At 68.7% G+C, this 13,895-nt stretch carries 13 protein-coding genes; 5 read left to right on the plus strand and 8 right to left on the minus strand.

All coding sequences use genetic code 11. The annotated features are described in order from the left end of the window. Window positions 1-27: 27 nt before the first annotated feature. Together WS96_RS26250 and WS96_RS26255 are read right to left on the minus strand one after the other, a co-directional pair. Window positions 28-657, minus strand: a complete 630-nt coding sequence (locus tag WS96_RS26250) for an NAD(P)H-binding protein (RefSeq protein ID WP_059836580.1) — start codon at window positions 655-657, stop codon at window positions 28-30. 198 nt (window positions 658-855) lie between these two features. Beyond that, window positions 856-1,872, minus strand: a complete 1,017-nt coding sequence (locus WS96_RS26255) for an AraC family transcriptional regulator (protein ID WP_059836581.1) — start codon at window positions 1,870-1,872, stop codon at window positions 856-858. 134 nt (window positions 1,873-2,006) lie between these two features. Here WS96_RS26255 and WS96_RS26260 point away from each other — a divergent pair, with 134 nt between their 5' ends. Beyond that, window positions 2,007-2,981 (plus strand): alpha/beta hydrolase, encoded by a 975-nt coding sequence (locus tag WS96_RS26260; protein ID WP_059836583.1) that lies wholly within the window; start codon window positions 2,007-2,009, stop codon window positions 2,979-2,981. A 127-nt stretch (window positions 2,982-3,108) separates the two neighbouring features. On the opposite strand, the gene lpdA is transcribed toward WS96_RS26260, so the two are convergent. From lpdA to WS96_RS33890, 6 genes are all read right to left on the minus strand, one after another. Further along, the gene (gene lpdA / locus WS96_RS26265; RefSeq protein ID WP_059836586.1) at window positions 3,109-4,500 is read right to left on the minus strand and encodes a dihydrolipoyl dehydrogenase; all 1,392 of its coding nucleotides are present in this window, start codon (window positions 4,498-4,500) and stop codon (window positions 3,109-3,111) included. 4 nt (window positions 4,501-4,504) lie between these two features. Then, window positions 4,505-5,818, minus strand: a complete 1,314-nt coding sequence (locus WS96_RS26270) for a dihydrolipoamide acetyltransferase family protein (RefSeq protein WP_059836588.1) — start codon at window positions 5,816-5,818, stop codon at window positions 4,505-4,507. 1 nt (window position 5,819) lies between these two features. Continuing rightward, a complete protein-coding gene (locus tag WS96_RS26275; protein ID WP_059836590.1) occupies window positions 5,820-6,860 on the minus strand; it encodes an alpha-ketoacid dehydrogenase subunit beta in 1,041 nt (346 codons plus the stop codon). A 2-nt stretch (window positions 6,861-6,862) separates the two neighbouring features. Next, complete coding sequence (locus tag WS96_RS26280; protein WP_059836592.1) at window positions 6,863-8,095, minus strand: 3-methyl-2-oxobutanoate dehydrogenase (2-methylpropanoyl-transferring) subunit alpha; 1,233 nt, start codon at window positions 8,093-8,095, stop codon at window positions 6,863-6,865. A gap of 403 nt (window positions 8,096-8,498) precedes the next feature. Further along, complete coding sequence (locus WS96_RS26285) at window positions 8,499-9,125, minus strand: flavin reductase family protein (protein ID WP_059501889.1); 627 nt, start codon at window positions 9,123-9,125, stop codon at window positions 8,499-8,501. A gap of 393 nt (window positions 9,126-9,518) precedes the next feature. After that, window positions 9,519-10,019, minus strand: a complete 501-nt coding sequence (locus WS96_RS33890) for a hypothetical protein (protein ID WP_156443699.1) — start codon at window positions 10,017-10,019, stop codon at window positions 9,519-9,521. Here WS96_RS33890 and WS96_RS26290 point away from each other — a divergent pair. The 4 genes from WS96_RS26290 (at window position 10,003) to WS96_RS26305 (ending at window position 13,883) form a co-directional block, all read left to right on the plus strand. Continuing rightward, window positions 10,003-11,028, plus strand: coding sequence for a LacI family DNA-binding transcriptional regulator (locus WS96_RS26290; protein ID WP_059836593.1), 1,026 nt, complete (start codon window positions 10,003-10,005; stop codon window positions 11,026-11,028). The two genes, WS96_RS33890 and WS96_RS26290, sit on opposite strands and share 17 nt — an antisense overlap. Window positions 11,029-11,099: 71 nt before the next feature. Beyond that, window positions 11,100-12,128 carry an ABC transporter substrate-binding protein gene (locus WS96_RS26295; RefSeq protein ID WP_059836595.1) on the plus strand — a complete coding sequence of 343 codons (1,029 nt, stop codon included), beginning with the start codon at window positions 11,100-11,102 and terminating at the stop codon, window positions 12,126-12,128. Window positions 12,129-12,145: 17 nt separating this feature from the next. Then, on the plus strand, window positions 12,146-12,970 hold the full coding sequence (locus WS96_RS26300; RefSeq protein WP_059501884.1) for an ABC transporter permease: 825 nt from the start codon (window positions 12,146-12,148) through the stop codon (window positions 12,968-12,970). Between the two features lie 10 nt (window positions 12,971-12,980). Further along, entirely contained in the window at window positions 12,981-13,883 is a 903-nt protein-coding gene (locus WS96_RS26305; protein ID WP_059836597.1) for an ABC transporter permease, read from the plus strand. Window positions 13,884-13,895: the final 12 nt, after the last annotated feature.

A 13,895-nucleotide genomic window follows, 5' to 3' on the forward strand; every position in this document is an offset into this window, starting at 1 on the left:
CCGGGCGGGCGCGTCGCCCGCGCCGCATCAGACGAGCCGATCCGATGCGATGACCTGCACACCCGGCCGTGCGTCGATCGCCGCGTCGAGCATCGCGCGCGCAATCCGCGACGCGGGATTCACGCGCCACTTCGCCGGCAGCACCGGCCCGACGGCGCCCAACGCGAGCACGAACAGCCGCTCGACGAACCTGAACTCGTCGCGGCTGCCGCCGATCAGGCCCGGTCGCACGTACGTGAGCGAATCGAACCCGACGCCGGCGAGCGCCTGCTCGACCTCGCCCTTCACGCGGTTGTAGAAGATGCGCGATGCGGCGTCCGCGCCGAGTGCGGAATTCAGCACGTAGGTCGGCGTGCCGTGCCGGTGCGCAAGACGCGCGACCGCGAGCGGATAGTCGTGATCGACGCGCCAAAAGGCCGCCTGCGAGCCGGCGGCCCGCATCGTGGTGCCGAGCGTGCAGATCACCGCATCGGCCCGCCACCAGTCGGCCGCCTCCGGCAGTCGATCGAAGTCGACCTCCAGCGCGCGCATCTTCGGATGCGGCGACAACGGCCGGCGCGCGAGCACGACGACCTGGTCCACCCGCGCGTCGGCGAGCGCGACTTCGAGGACGTGGCGACCGACGAGCCCGGTCGCGCCGATGAGCAACAGTTTCATGTCCGGTCGTTCCGTGAGGCGCCCGCGTGCGCCAATCGTCGGAAAATGCCGCGTGCACGCGGCGTTTCGCCATGCCGCACCGCGGCGAACCCGCCGGTGCGCGGCCGATGAACCGGGCGGGAAACCGGGCGGGATAGCGACACGATGAACGGTTCGCGCGGGACGGTCAACCGCGACCGCCGCCCCGCCCGCGCCCCGCTATGAACCGGGCGCCGCCTGCCGCGACACGCTCGGCGCCACGCCCGTCCACCGCTTGTACGCCTGCGAGAACGACGAGATGTCGCTGAACCCCAGTTCGTCCGCGATTTCCTTGATCGACAGTCGCCCTTCGGCAATCAGCGTCTGCGCCCGCGCCTTGCGCACCGCATTCGAGATGTCGCGGAAACACGCACCCTCCTCCCGTAGCCGACGCTTGAGCGTGCGCTCGCTCGTGTTCAGCAGCGTCGCGATGTCCCTCAGTTGCGGCGGACGGTCGAACGGCCGCGTGGACAGGTATTCGTTCAGGAACGACACGAGGTCGACCCGCGTGCGCCGGCGCGCGATCAGCTCCGCGCACATGCGCTCGCACATCGCGGCCGTCGCGGCATTGGCCTGCGGCAACGGCCGTTCGAGGTGCGCATGCTCGAACGCGATCGCATTGGCCTGCCGCCGGTACCGGACCGGCGTGCCGAGCACGTGCCGGCCGCCGGGTTCGGCGTCGTACGCGAGGTCGAACGTCGCGAGCGTGAACGCGCTGCCGATCACGTCGCGCAGCACGCGGCACGCGGCGCCCATCGCGCGCTCGACGAAGAAGCGCTGCAGCGGCGCGGACAACTCCGGCGCCGCGTCGAACACGATCGTGCCGTGCCGCCCCGCGCGACGGTACGTCATCCCGACGAATGTATAGGTCAGGGCCAGATACCGGCCCGCGAGCGCGACCGCATCCATCCCGGTCGCGCTGCTCAGCAGCCCGTATCCGAGCAATCCGTAGGCGGAAAGCTGGTACGACAGGCCGACCGTCAAGCCCACGCCCGGCTCGTCGCCGGCCAGCGCGAGCAGGTTCGACGCGACGGCCCGTTCCTGTGCGGCCAGCACCGTGAAATCCGGATCGGCGAGTTGCTTCAGCGTGAGCTGCGAGCCCTTCAGCAGCGCCGCCGGCGCGATTCCGCGGTCGCGCCCGAACGCGATCATCAGCAGGACGGAAGCCGGGCTGCGGACAAAGTTCCAGACGTTCATCGGGCGCCTCGTGACGTGTGTTGGCCTCGATTCTAAAGCGGTTGGCCCGCGCCAGCATGGGCGAGCGCCGCGTGCCGCGCGATGATGGCTCCATCGCAACCGCCCTTTCACTCGACCGACCGGAGTCCGATGCCATGTCCAGGACCTATGCAGATCAGCCCGTCTGGCGCGCCATGCAGGCGTTCCTGCCGCCCGACTTCCAGTGGGCGGCCGATCGCCAGCCCGACGAGCAATGGTGGCGCTGGAGGGGCCATCGTCTTCATCTCGATACGTATCGCAATCCCCGCGCGCAAGTGAAGGTGATCCTGTTTCATGGCGTCGGCACGAACGGACGGCAGATGTCGATGATCGTCGGCGAGCAGTTGGCACGCCGCGGCTACGAGACGATCGCGGTCGACATGCCCGAATACGGGATGACCGAAGTGGCACGCGGCGCGCTGGTGCGCTACGACGACTGGGTGCGCGCCGGCAGCGACCTGATCGACGCGGAGCGCGCGAAGGACGATCGGCCGATCGTGCTGTACGGGTTGAGCGCGGGCGGCATGCTGACGTACCACGTCGCCGCGCTGAACGGGAAAGTCGACGGCATCGTCGGCATGACCTTTCTCGACCAGCGCCTGCAGCAGGTGCGCGACGAAACCGCGCGCAATCTGTTCATGAGCCGCGTCGGCGGCCCGATGACGCACTTCGCCGCGAAGACGCCGCTGCGCGCCATGCGCATCCCGATGTCGCTCGCGAGCAAGATGCACGCGCTCGTGAACCGCGACGATGCGCTGAAGGTATGGATGTCCGACCGGACCTCGGCCGGCAACGCGATGACGATGGCGTTCCTCGATTCCTACATGTCGTACCGGCCGGTGGTCGAGCCGGAGGATTTTTCCGTGTGCCCGATCCTGCTCACGCAACCGGCCGCGGACCGCTGGACGCCGCTGCATCTGAGCGAGCCGTTCCTCGCGCGGGTTCGCCACGTGCCGGTCAAGGTCGAGATGCTGGAGAACGCCGGTCACTATCCGCTCGAGCAGCCGGGGCTGTCGCAGATGGTCGAAGCGATCGACGCGTTCTATCGTGACGTGACGACGCGGCACGCCGATCCGAACGCGCTTGCCTGATACCCGGCGCATACGCGGCCAGCCGTTTCGGAGCGGTTCCGGCACGGCGGCCGGCCGCGCACGCCCGACGCCCGACGCACGCCGATGCGCGCGCGACGCTGCGGCGGGTGCGTCCGGCGAGCGCGCGTCACACGTGCAGCGCGTGCCCGAGCGCGCGCAGCGCCGCTTCCTGAAGCGCCTCGCCGAGCGTCGGATGCGCGTGAATCGTGCCGCCGATGTCTTCGAGCCGCGCGCCCATCTCCAGCGACTGCGAGAACGCCGCGGCCAGTTCCGACACCCCGCACCCGACCGCCTGCCAGCCGACGATCACGTGATCGTCGCGCCGCGCGACGACGCGCACGAACCCGTCGGTCGCCTGCAACGTCATCGCGCGCCCGTTCGCCGCGAACGGGAACGATGCGCTCAGGCAGTCGACGCCGGCCGCGTGCGCGTCGTCCGGCGACCAGCCGGCCGTCACGATCTCGGGATCGGTGAAGCATACGGCCGGAATCGACGCGGGCGTGAACCGGCGACGCCGGCCGGCGATCAGCTCGGCCACCATCTCGCCTTGCGCCATCGCGCGATGCGCGAGCATCGGTTCGCCCGCGACGTCGCCGATCGCCCAGACGTTGCGCATCGAGGTCCGGCACGCGTCGTCGATCCGCAGCGCGCGCCCGTTGCGATCGAGCATCAGCGACTCGAGCCCGAACCCGTCGACGCGCGGCCGGCGGCCGACGGCGACCAGCACGCGATCGGCCGGCAGCGTGTGCTCGGCGCCGTCGGCCGCCCGCACGCGCACCGCGCCGTGCGCGTCCAGCCCGAGTACCGTGTGGCCGAGCCGCAGCCGCACGCCGAGGCGCGCGAGCGAATCGGCGACCGGCCGCACGAGTTCGGCATCGTACGCAGGCAGCACGCGCTCGGCCGCTTCGACGACGCTGACGTCGACGCCGAGCTTGCGATAGACGATCCCGAGTTCGAGCCCGATATAGCCGGCTCCGACGACGACCAGCCGCTTCGGCAGCGTCGCGGGCGACAGCGCCTCGGTGGACGACACGACATGCCCGCCGAACGGCATCGACGGCAGTTCGACCGGCTCGGACCCGGTCGCGAGCAGCAGGTGTTCGCAACCGATCCGCACCGCATGGCCGCCGCCGACGACTTCGACGGTCTTGCCGTCGATCACGCGCGCTTCGCCGTGCAGCACGCGCACGCCGTTCTTCTTGAGCAGCGCGCCGACGCCGCGCGTCAGCCGATCGACGATGCCGTCCTTCCATGCGACGCTTTTCGCGATGTCGATCTCGGGCGTGCGCACGCGGATCCCGAGCGCGCCCTCGCCGGCATGACCGCACGCCTGTTCGAACGCGTCGGCCACGTGGATCAATGCCTTCGACGGAATGCAGCCGATGTTCAGGCAGGTGCCGCCGAGCCGCTCGCGTTCGACGAGTATCGTCGGAATGCCGAGCTGGCCGGCGCGGATCGCGGCGACGTAGCCGCCCGGGCCGCCGCCGACGACGAGCAGCGTGGTGTGTTCGTTCTTCATCGGCTCACTCCACGAACAGCAGTGCCGGGCGCTCGAGCACCGCGCGCACGGCCTGGATGAATTCGGCCGCGTCCGCGCCGTCGACGACGCGATGGTCGAACGACGACGACAGGTTCATCATCTTGCGCGCGACGACCGCGCCGTCGCGGATCATCGGCCGCTCGACGATTCGGTTCACGCCGACGATGCCGACTTCCGGATGATTGATCACCGGCGTCGACACGATGCCGCCGAGCGCGCCGAGGCTCGAGATCGTGATCGTCGACCCGCTCAGCTCGTCGCGCTGCGCGCGGTTCGCGCGCACCGCATCGGCGAGCCGCGCGATCTCCGCCGAGATCGACCACACGTCGCGCGCTTCCGCATGCCGCAGCACGGGCACCGTGAGGCCGCCGTCCGTCTGCGTCGCGACGCCCATGTGCACCGCGCCGTAGCGCGTGACGACGCCCGCTTCGTCGTCGAAACGCGCGTTGATCTGCGGGAAGTCGCGCAGCGCGATCACCATCGCGCGGATCAGCAGCGGCAGCGGCGTGAGCTTGCCGCGCGTGTCGCCGTGGCGGCGGTTCAGTTCCGTGCGCAACGATTCGAGCTCGGTGACGTCGATCTCCTCGACATAGCTGAAATGCGGGATGCGGCGCTTCGCCTCCTGCATCTTGCGCGCGATCGCCCGCCGCAAACCGATCACCGGCACGTCGGTTTCGTCGTGGCGTTCGTCGTAGCCGCGCGGTTGCGACCCGTGCGCCGCGCTACCGCCGGTGCGTGCATACGCGTCGAGATCCGCATGCAGGATCCGCCCGGCTTCGCCGGTGCCGCGCACGTAGCGCAGCTCGATGCCCATGTCCCACGCACGCTGACGCACGGCCGGCGACGCGAGCGGCCGTTCGCCGGGCGCGAGCGCCGCGCGCGGCGGCGCAACCGGTTCGTCGCGGTGCGGTTTCGTCGGTGCGCGCGGTGCCGTGGGCTGCGCAGGCGGCTCGGCCGGCGCGTCGGCCGCCGGCTTCGACGGCGCCGCCGCCGCGACCGGTGCGGTTTCCACCTTCGTTTCCCGCACCGGCGCCGCGGCCTTCAGGTTGCCGTCGCCTTCGACTTCCAGCCGTATCAGCTCGCTGCCGACCGCCATCATCTCGCCGATCCGGCCGCCCAGCTCGATCACCTTGCCCGCCACCGGCGACGGAATCTCGACCGCCGCCTTGTCGGTCATCACGTCGGCGAGCGGCTGGTCTTCCTTGATCGTCTGCCCGACTTCCACATGCCAGGCCACCAGCTCGACCTCGGCGATCCCTTCGCCGATATCCGGCATCTTGATGACATGAATCCCCATCTCACGCCTCCATCACGCGTCGCAACGCTTCACCGACCCGGGTCGGGCCCGGAAAGTACGCCCACTCCTGCGCATGCGGATACGGCGTGTCCCAGCCCGTCGTACGCTCGACCGGCGCTTCGAGGTGGTAGAAGCAGTGCTCCTGGACCAGCGCGACGAGCTCCGCGCCATAGCCGCAGGTGCGCGTCGCCTCGTGCACCACGACGCAGCGCCCGGTCTTGCGCACCGATGCGACGACCGTGTCGAGATCGAGCGGCCACAGCGTGCGCAGGTCGATCACTTCCGCGTCGATGCCCGTCTCCTCGGCCGCGGCCAGCGACACGTGCACCGTCGTGCCGTACGTCAGCACCGTCACGTCGTTGCCGGGGCGCACGACGGCGGCCGTATCGAGCGGCACCGTGTAGTAGCCTTCGGGCACCGCGCTCGCCGGATGCTTGAGCCACGACGTGACGGGCCGCTCGTGATGGCCGTCGAACGGTCCGTTGTACAGCCGCTTCGGCTCGAGGAAGATCACCGGATCGTCGTTCTCGATCGACGCGATCAGCAACCCTTTCGCGTCGTACGGATTCGACGGCATCACCGTGCGCAGCCCGCACACCTGCGTGAACATCGCCTCCGGGCTCTGACTGTGCGTCTGCCCGCCGTAGATGCCGCCGCCGCACGGCATCCGGATCGTCATCGGCGCGGTGAACTGGCCGGCCGAGCGGTAGCGCAGCCGCGCGCCTTCCGACACGATCTGGTCGGACGCCGGATAGAAATAGTCGGCGAACTGGATCTCGCAGACCGGGCGCAACCCGTACGCGCCCATCCCGACCGCCGCGCCGACGATCCCGCCTTCCGATATCGGCGCATCGAACACGCGCGACTTGCCGTATTTGTTCTGCAGTCCTTCGGTACAGCGGAACACGCCGCCGAAATAGCCGACGTCCTGCCCGAACACGACCACATCGCCGTCGCGCCCGAGCATCACGTCCATCGCGGAGCGCAGCGCCTGGATCATCGTCATCGGCTGCGTCGCCGTCCCTGTCTCGTGTTGCGCCATGATCACGCTCCCAGTTCCTGGCGCTGACGGCGCAGGTGCGCGGGCAGCTCCTTGTACACGTCGTCGAACATCGACGCCGGCGACGGAATCCGGTCGTCGGCCAGCGTCCCGTACTTCTCCGCTTCCTTCTGCGCGGCGATCACCTCGGCCTCGAGCTCGGCCGTCAACGCGTCTTGCGCGCTGTCCGACCAGATGCCTTTCGCGATCAGGTGGCGCTTGAAACGCTCGATCGGATCGCCGAGCGGGAAATGGGACCAGTCGTCGCTCGGCCGGTACTTGGTCGGATCGTCCGACGTCGAATGCGCGCCCGCGCGGTAGGTCACCCACTCGATCAGCGTCGGGCCGAGATTGCGGCGCGCGCGTTCGGCCGCCCAGCTCGACGCCGCGTAGATCGCGAGGAAGTCGTTGCCGTCCACGCGCAGCGACGCGATCCCGCAGCCGACGCCGCGCCCGGCGAAGGTCGTGCCCTCGCCGCCCGCGATCGCCTGGAACGTCGAGATCGCCCACTGGTTGTTGACCACGTTCAATACCACCGGCGCGCGGTACACGTGCGCGAACGTGAGCGCGGTGTGGAAATCGGCTTCGGCCGTCGCGCCGTCGCCGATCCACGCGGACGCGATCTTCGTGTCGCCCTTGATCGCCGACGCCATCGCCCAGCCGACCGCCTGGATGAACTGCGTCGCGAGGTTGCCGGAAATGGAGAAGAAACCGGCCTCGCGATCCGAATACATCACCGGGAGCTGGCGGCCCTTCAGCGGATCGCCTTCGTTCGACATCAACTGGCAGATCATGCGCTCGAGCGGCACGTCGCGTGCGATCAGGATGCTCTGTTGCCGGTAGGTCGGAAAGCACATGTCGCCGTCGCGCAGCGCCATCGCGTGCGCGGTGCCGATCGCCTCTTCGCCGAGGCTCAACATGTAGAAGGAGATTTTCTTCTGGCGCTGCGCGATCATCATGCGCGCGTCGAAAATGCGGGTCTTGAGCATCGCGCGCAGCCCGGCGATCAGGCGCGCATCGTCGAGATCGGGCGCCCACGGGCCGACGGCCCTGCCGCTGTCGTCGAGCACGCGCACGAGGCTGCGGGCGAGATCGGCGGTGTCCGCCGCGGCAACGTCGATCGGCGGGCGGCGGACGGCGCCGGCCGGCGATAGATGCAGATAGGAAAAGTCCGTCTTGCAGCCCGGGCGCCCGGTGGGCTCCGGCACATGCAGACGCAATGGCTCTGACAGGCTCATCGTGTCGTCTCCACGCTCGATTGTGTCTCACGCTGTTTGGGAACGCGCGGGCCGGTTGCCGGCCTGCGCGCGAGCTGACGCGCGGATAAGCACGTCAACCTTGGAAATCTATGCCTTGCGGCGGCGGGCGTCGATGCCCAAGCCGCTCGTTCGCGGTGAGCAGATTTGCCATGACGGATCGTCGCGGCGCGTGAGGTGCGGCCGGCGGAGTCGGCGCAGCGCGGGTTTGCTGCGGTGCAGGGTCGTCGGGCGGGCGACGATCGGGCGTCGCCGACGGATCGACGCGTCCCGATCAGGTGAGGGTACGAAGCAAAAGACCCCGCGAAATCCTCGATCTCGGCGGGGTCTTTCGGGTTCGGGCGCGCGCGCGCCCGATCGCCGGTTCACTGCGACGCGCGACCGGTCACGCGTCGGGACGGAACAGGTCGAAGCGGCTGTCGGGCGTCACGTGCACGTAGGCCGACGGGCCGCCCGCACGCAGGATGATGCCCGCGCCGAACGTGTCGAAGATGCCGTCCTTCAGCAGGTCATGGCGGATATGGACCGCGACGACCTCGCCGAGCACCAGCGTGGCCGGCGTCTCGACACCGCGATGATCGCGCAGCCGGATCACGTCGGTCACCTTGCATTCGAAGTTCACGCCGCTTTCCGCGACGCGCGGCACGTCGACGAGGCGCGACGGCACCGCGGTCAAGCCGCCCAGTTCGAATTCGTTCACGTCGTACGGCACGGCGGCGCAGGTCTGGTTCATCTGCTCGGCGAGATCGCGTGTCGCGAGATTCCACACGAACTCGCCGGTCTCCTGCACGTTGCGCACGCTGTCCTTCGCGGCGGTGCTCGAAAAGCCGATGATCGGCGGGCGATAGTTGAATGCGTTGAAGAAGCTGTACGGCGCGAGATTGAGCGTGCCGTCGCTGCCGCGGGAGGAGATCCAGCCGATCGGGCGCGGGCCCACGATCGCGTTCAACGGATCGTGCGGCAGGCCGTGGCCTTGCGACGGTTCGTAATAGTGATGGGTCGAGTCGGTCATGACGAGAGGCTTGCAAGAGGCGAACTGCGTTGGAATGCGTCGGTAAGACGCGCGTGCCAAGTATCACATGGCGGCGCTTTCGTCGCATTGGCGCGCAGCGCGAGCCGCACGCGCGTGCCGCTGCATGCATCCGCACCAAACAAAAAACCCGCGAGCGCTGCATTTCTCGCGGGTTTTTTACACCTTCATCGAATCGAATCGCGTCGGGGCGATCGATGGTGCCGGGGACCGGACTTGAACCGGCAAGCCAATTAAGGCGGCGGATTTTCGTCACACTGCTTCTTTCGAAGCCGGCGTCGCGTGCGCGAACCGTTCGTGCGCTGGACTATGCCTTCACCGTCGCGCGCGGGCGTAACCGCTGCCCGTGCGCCTTAGGCGCCCCCCGTCTAGTCTCTACACCTTCCTCGCGGGGTGCCGCGAGGCTTGGCTCGGCGTTGCCTCGATGCGCACATCAGGGGTTTCGCCGAATTTGAAGGGTTCTGCACCGACCGTTTCCGGCCGGGCACTCAATCGTTTAAGTCCGCTATGTTTACCAATTTCATCACCCCGGCAAGAGGGCGGACGCGATTCTACCATTGCTTGGCGCATGCGTTCCCTCATTGCGCCGCGCCGCATCGCGACACCGGCCATCGTCGCACCGTTTCCTCCCGCGCATTCGACATCGATACGACACCGATACAACATCGATACGACACGGCCGACGATTTCGTCCCGCGCCGCACCTTCGGCCGATACAATCGACCGCGCGTGTCGGACGGCCTGAACCGTCTGACGTTTGTATCGTGCTCGCCGCGAAACAAGCGTCGCATGCGTCATCGCGAAGTCACAAACGTTTTCGATAATTCCCCGGCCGAAAACGTTTACATCGCATGACTTCATGACCTCGACCATCAAGGACGTCGCCGCCCTCGCGGGCTTCTCGATCGCCACCGTTTCGCGTGCGATCAACGCACCGCATACGGTCAGCCCCGCCACGCTGCAGACGATCCGCACCGCCATCGACACGCTGCAGTTCCGCCCGAGCCCGCTCGGCCGGCAACTGCGCGGCGAGCGCACGCGGCTCGTCGGCGTCGTCGTGCCGACGCTGTCGAACCCGGTGTTCGCCGACTGCCTGCAAGGCATCGATGCGCTCGCGACCGCGGCCGGCTTCAAGCTGATCCTGATGACGACCGAATACGACGCGGCGCGCGAGCGTCATGCGATCGAGACGCTGCGCGAGCAGCGCGTCGAAGGGTTGATCCTCACCGTCGCCGATGCGGATACGCACCCGCTGCTCGACATGCTCGACCGCGACGGCCCGCATTACGTGCTGATGCACAACGACACGCAGCGCCGCCCGTCGGTGTCGGTCGACAACCGCCGCGCCGCCTACGACGGCGTGAAGTTGCTGACCGCGCACGGTCATCGCCGCGTGCTGATGCTGGCCGGTTCGCTCGCGGCGTCGGATCGCGCGCGCCAGCGTCATCTCGGTTATGCGCAGGCACTCGAGGAAATCGGCGTGGCGCCGTTGCCGCCCGTCGAAGTCGACTTCAACGCGCCCGAGCTGCCCGATGCGGTGCTCGCGCACCTCACCGCGCACGCCACGCGCCCGACCGCCCTCTTCTGCAGCAACGACCTGCTCGCGATGGTCGTGATGCGCGGCCTGCGTCGCGCGGGTTTCTCGATTCCCGACGACCTGTCGGTGCTCGGCTTCGACGGGATCGCGATCGGCGAGTTGCTCGCGCCGCCGCTCGCGAGCGTCGCGACGCCGAACCGCGACATCGGCCGCCACGCCTGGCAGCGTCTCGTCGAATCCATCGGCGGCGCGGCGATCGACCGCACGTCGATGATCCTGTCGCATGCGGTACGCGACGGCGCGACGATTGCGCCGCCGGCCGCCGAGCTGCACTTGCGCAACGCGTGACCGCAGGTCCCGTCCACGCACACCGACACCACACCACCCCAGCACCACATCCACTCGCCCGGAGACTCACCGTGTCCTTTCGCCTGACCTCGCTGCTGCGCGCGCTCGCCGCGCCGCTCGCCTGCGCCGCGCTCGTCGCCGGCGCCCCCGCGGCCCACGCCGACGAAACGGCGATCTGCTACAACTGCCCGCCCGAATGGGCCGACTGGGCCGCGCAGATCGCGGCGATCAAGCAGAAGACCGGCATCCGCGTGCCGTTCGACAACAAGAACTCGGGCCAGTCGATCGCGCAGTTGATCGCCGAGCAAAAGAGCCCGGTGGCCGACGTCGTCTACCTCGGCGTGTCGTCGGCGTTCCAGGCGAAGGACAAGGGCGTGATCGCGCCGTACAAGCCCGCACACTGGAACGACATCCCCGCGAACCTGAAGGACCCGCAAGGCTACTGGTTCGCGATCCACTCGGGCACGCTCGGCTTCTTCGTGAACAAGGACGCGCTCGACGGCAAGCCGGTGCCGCGTTCGTGGGCCGATCTGCTGAAGCCCGAATACAAGGGCATGGTCGGCTATCTCGATCCGTCGAGCGCGTTCGTCGGCTATGCGGGCGCGGTCGCCGTCAACCAGGCGCTCGGCGGCAGCCTCGAGAACTTCAAGCCGGGCCTCGACTGGTTCCGCAAGCTGAAGGCGAACGCGCCGATCGTGCCGAAGCAGACCGCGTATGCACGCGTGCTGTCCGGCGAGATCCCGATCCTGCTCGACTACGACTTCGATGCGTATCGCGCGAAATACAAGGACAACGCGAACGTCGAGTTCGTGATCCCGAAGGAAGGCACGATCGCGGTGCCGTACGTGATGAGCCTCGTGAAGGGTGCGCCGCACGACGCAAACGGCAAGAAGGTGCTCGACTTCGTGCTGTCCGACGAAGGCCAGAAGCTGTGGGCCAACGCATACCTGCGCCCGGTGCGCGCGCAGGCGCTCGGCGCCGACGTCGCCGCGAAGTTCCTGCCGGCGAGCGAATACGCGCGGGCGAAGTCGGTCGACTTCGGCAAGATGGCGGCCGGCCAGCAGGCGTTCGGCCAGCAGTACCTGCAGGTGATGCAGTAAGCGGCCGGTCCCACGTCATGCTCGACCTGACTTTCCCGCTGCGCTGGCGCGTCGCGCTCGTCGCGCCGGCGCTGGCGGTATTCGCCGCGTTCTGGCTGCTGCCGATGGCTGCGCTCGTGCAGGTGTCCGCCGACGGCGCCTTCTTCTCGCACTACGCGGCGCTGCTCGGCAACGCGCGTTACATGAAGAGCCTCGGCGAGACGGTTGCGCTGTCCGCGGGCGTCACGCTCGCGACGCTCGCGCTGTCGACCGTTTCCGGCCTGCTGCTCGCGCGCCGCGAATTTGCCGGCAAGCGCGTGCTGCTCGCGTTGCTCACGTTTCCGCTCGCGTTCCCGGGCGTCGTCGTCGGCTTCATGGTGATCATGCTCGCGGGGCGCCAGGGGCTGATCGGCATGCTGTCGGCGAAGCTCGTCGGCGACAAGTGGGTCTTCGCCTATTCGGTGGCCGGCCTGTTCGTCGGCTACCTGTACTTCTCGATTCCGCGCGTGATCGTCACCGTGATCGCGGCCGCGTCGAAGCTCGACGCGTCGCTCGAGGAAGCCGCGCGTTCGCTCGGCGCGTCGCCGTGGCGCATCTTCGTCGACATCGTGCTGCCCGCGCTCGCGCCGGGGCTGATCGCGGCCGGCGCGATCTGCTTCGCGACCGCGATGGGCGCGTTCGGCACCGCGTTCACGCTCGCCACCGATCTGAACGTGCTGCCGATGACGATCTATACCGAATTCACGCTGAACGCGAACATCGCGACGGCGGCCGGCCTGTCGATCGTGCTCGGCATCGTCACCTGGGCCGTGCTCGCGCTCGCGCGCCGCTTCACCGGCCACACCGCCGCCGCGGCGGCCTGAGGATTCCCGCATGCAATCGCTTTCCGGTTCTTCCGCGCCGTCGCCGGCCCCCGCCCCGGCCCCCTTGCAGACCAAGCGCGCCGCGCGGCATGCGCCGCGCGTCGCCGGCGCGCGTGCGATCGCCGCGCTGCAATGGGGCGTCACGCTGCTGCTGTGCGCGTTCCTGATCGTGCCCGTCGTGATGTCGGTGCTCGCGGGCCTCACCGTCAACTATTTCCGCGGCCTGTCGAGCGGCCTCACGCTGCGCTGGCTCGAACAAGTGTGGCAGCAGTATCACGGCTCGGTCGCGCTGTCGCTCTACGTCGCGTTCGCAACGCTCGCGATCGTGCTCGTCGTCGGCGTGCCGGCCGGCTATGCGCTCGCGCGCAGCAAGAGCCGTATCGCGCGTGCGATCGAGGAAGCGCTCGTGCTGCCGGTCGCACTGCCGGGGCTGGCTTCGGCGCTCGCGCTGCTGGTCGTGTACGGCGGCTTCACCGCATTCCGGATGAGCCTGTGGTTCATCGTCGTCGGCCACGTCGTGTTCACGCTGCCGTTCATGGTGCGCGCGGTGGCGGCCGTCGCGGCCGGCGCCGACCTGCGCACGCTCGAGGAAGGCGCGGCGAGCCTCGGCGCATCGTTCGTCACGCGTTTCGTCACGATCGTGCTGCCGAACCTGCGGCCCGGGATCGTCGCCGGCGCGCTCGCGGTGCTCACGCTGTCGATTGGCGAATTCAATCTCACGTGGATGCTGCACACGCCCGACACCAAGACGCTGCCGGTCGGGCTCGCCGATACGTATGCGTCGCTGCGCCTCGAAGTCGGCAGCGCATACACGATCCTGTTCCTGCTGATGACGCTGCCGCTGCTCGTCGCGATGCAGTGGCTCGGCGTCGATCCGTCCGGTACGCGCGCGCCGAAGAAGCGCCCGCGCTGATTTCTTGCAGAC

The sequence above is a fragment of the Burkholderia sp. MSMB1835 genome (genome assembly GCF_001526365.1).
Lineage (GTDB): Bacteria > Pseudomonadota > Gammaproteobacteria > Burkholderiales > Burkholderiaceae > Burkholderia.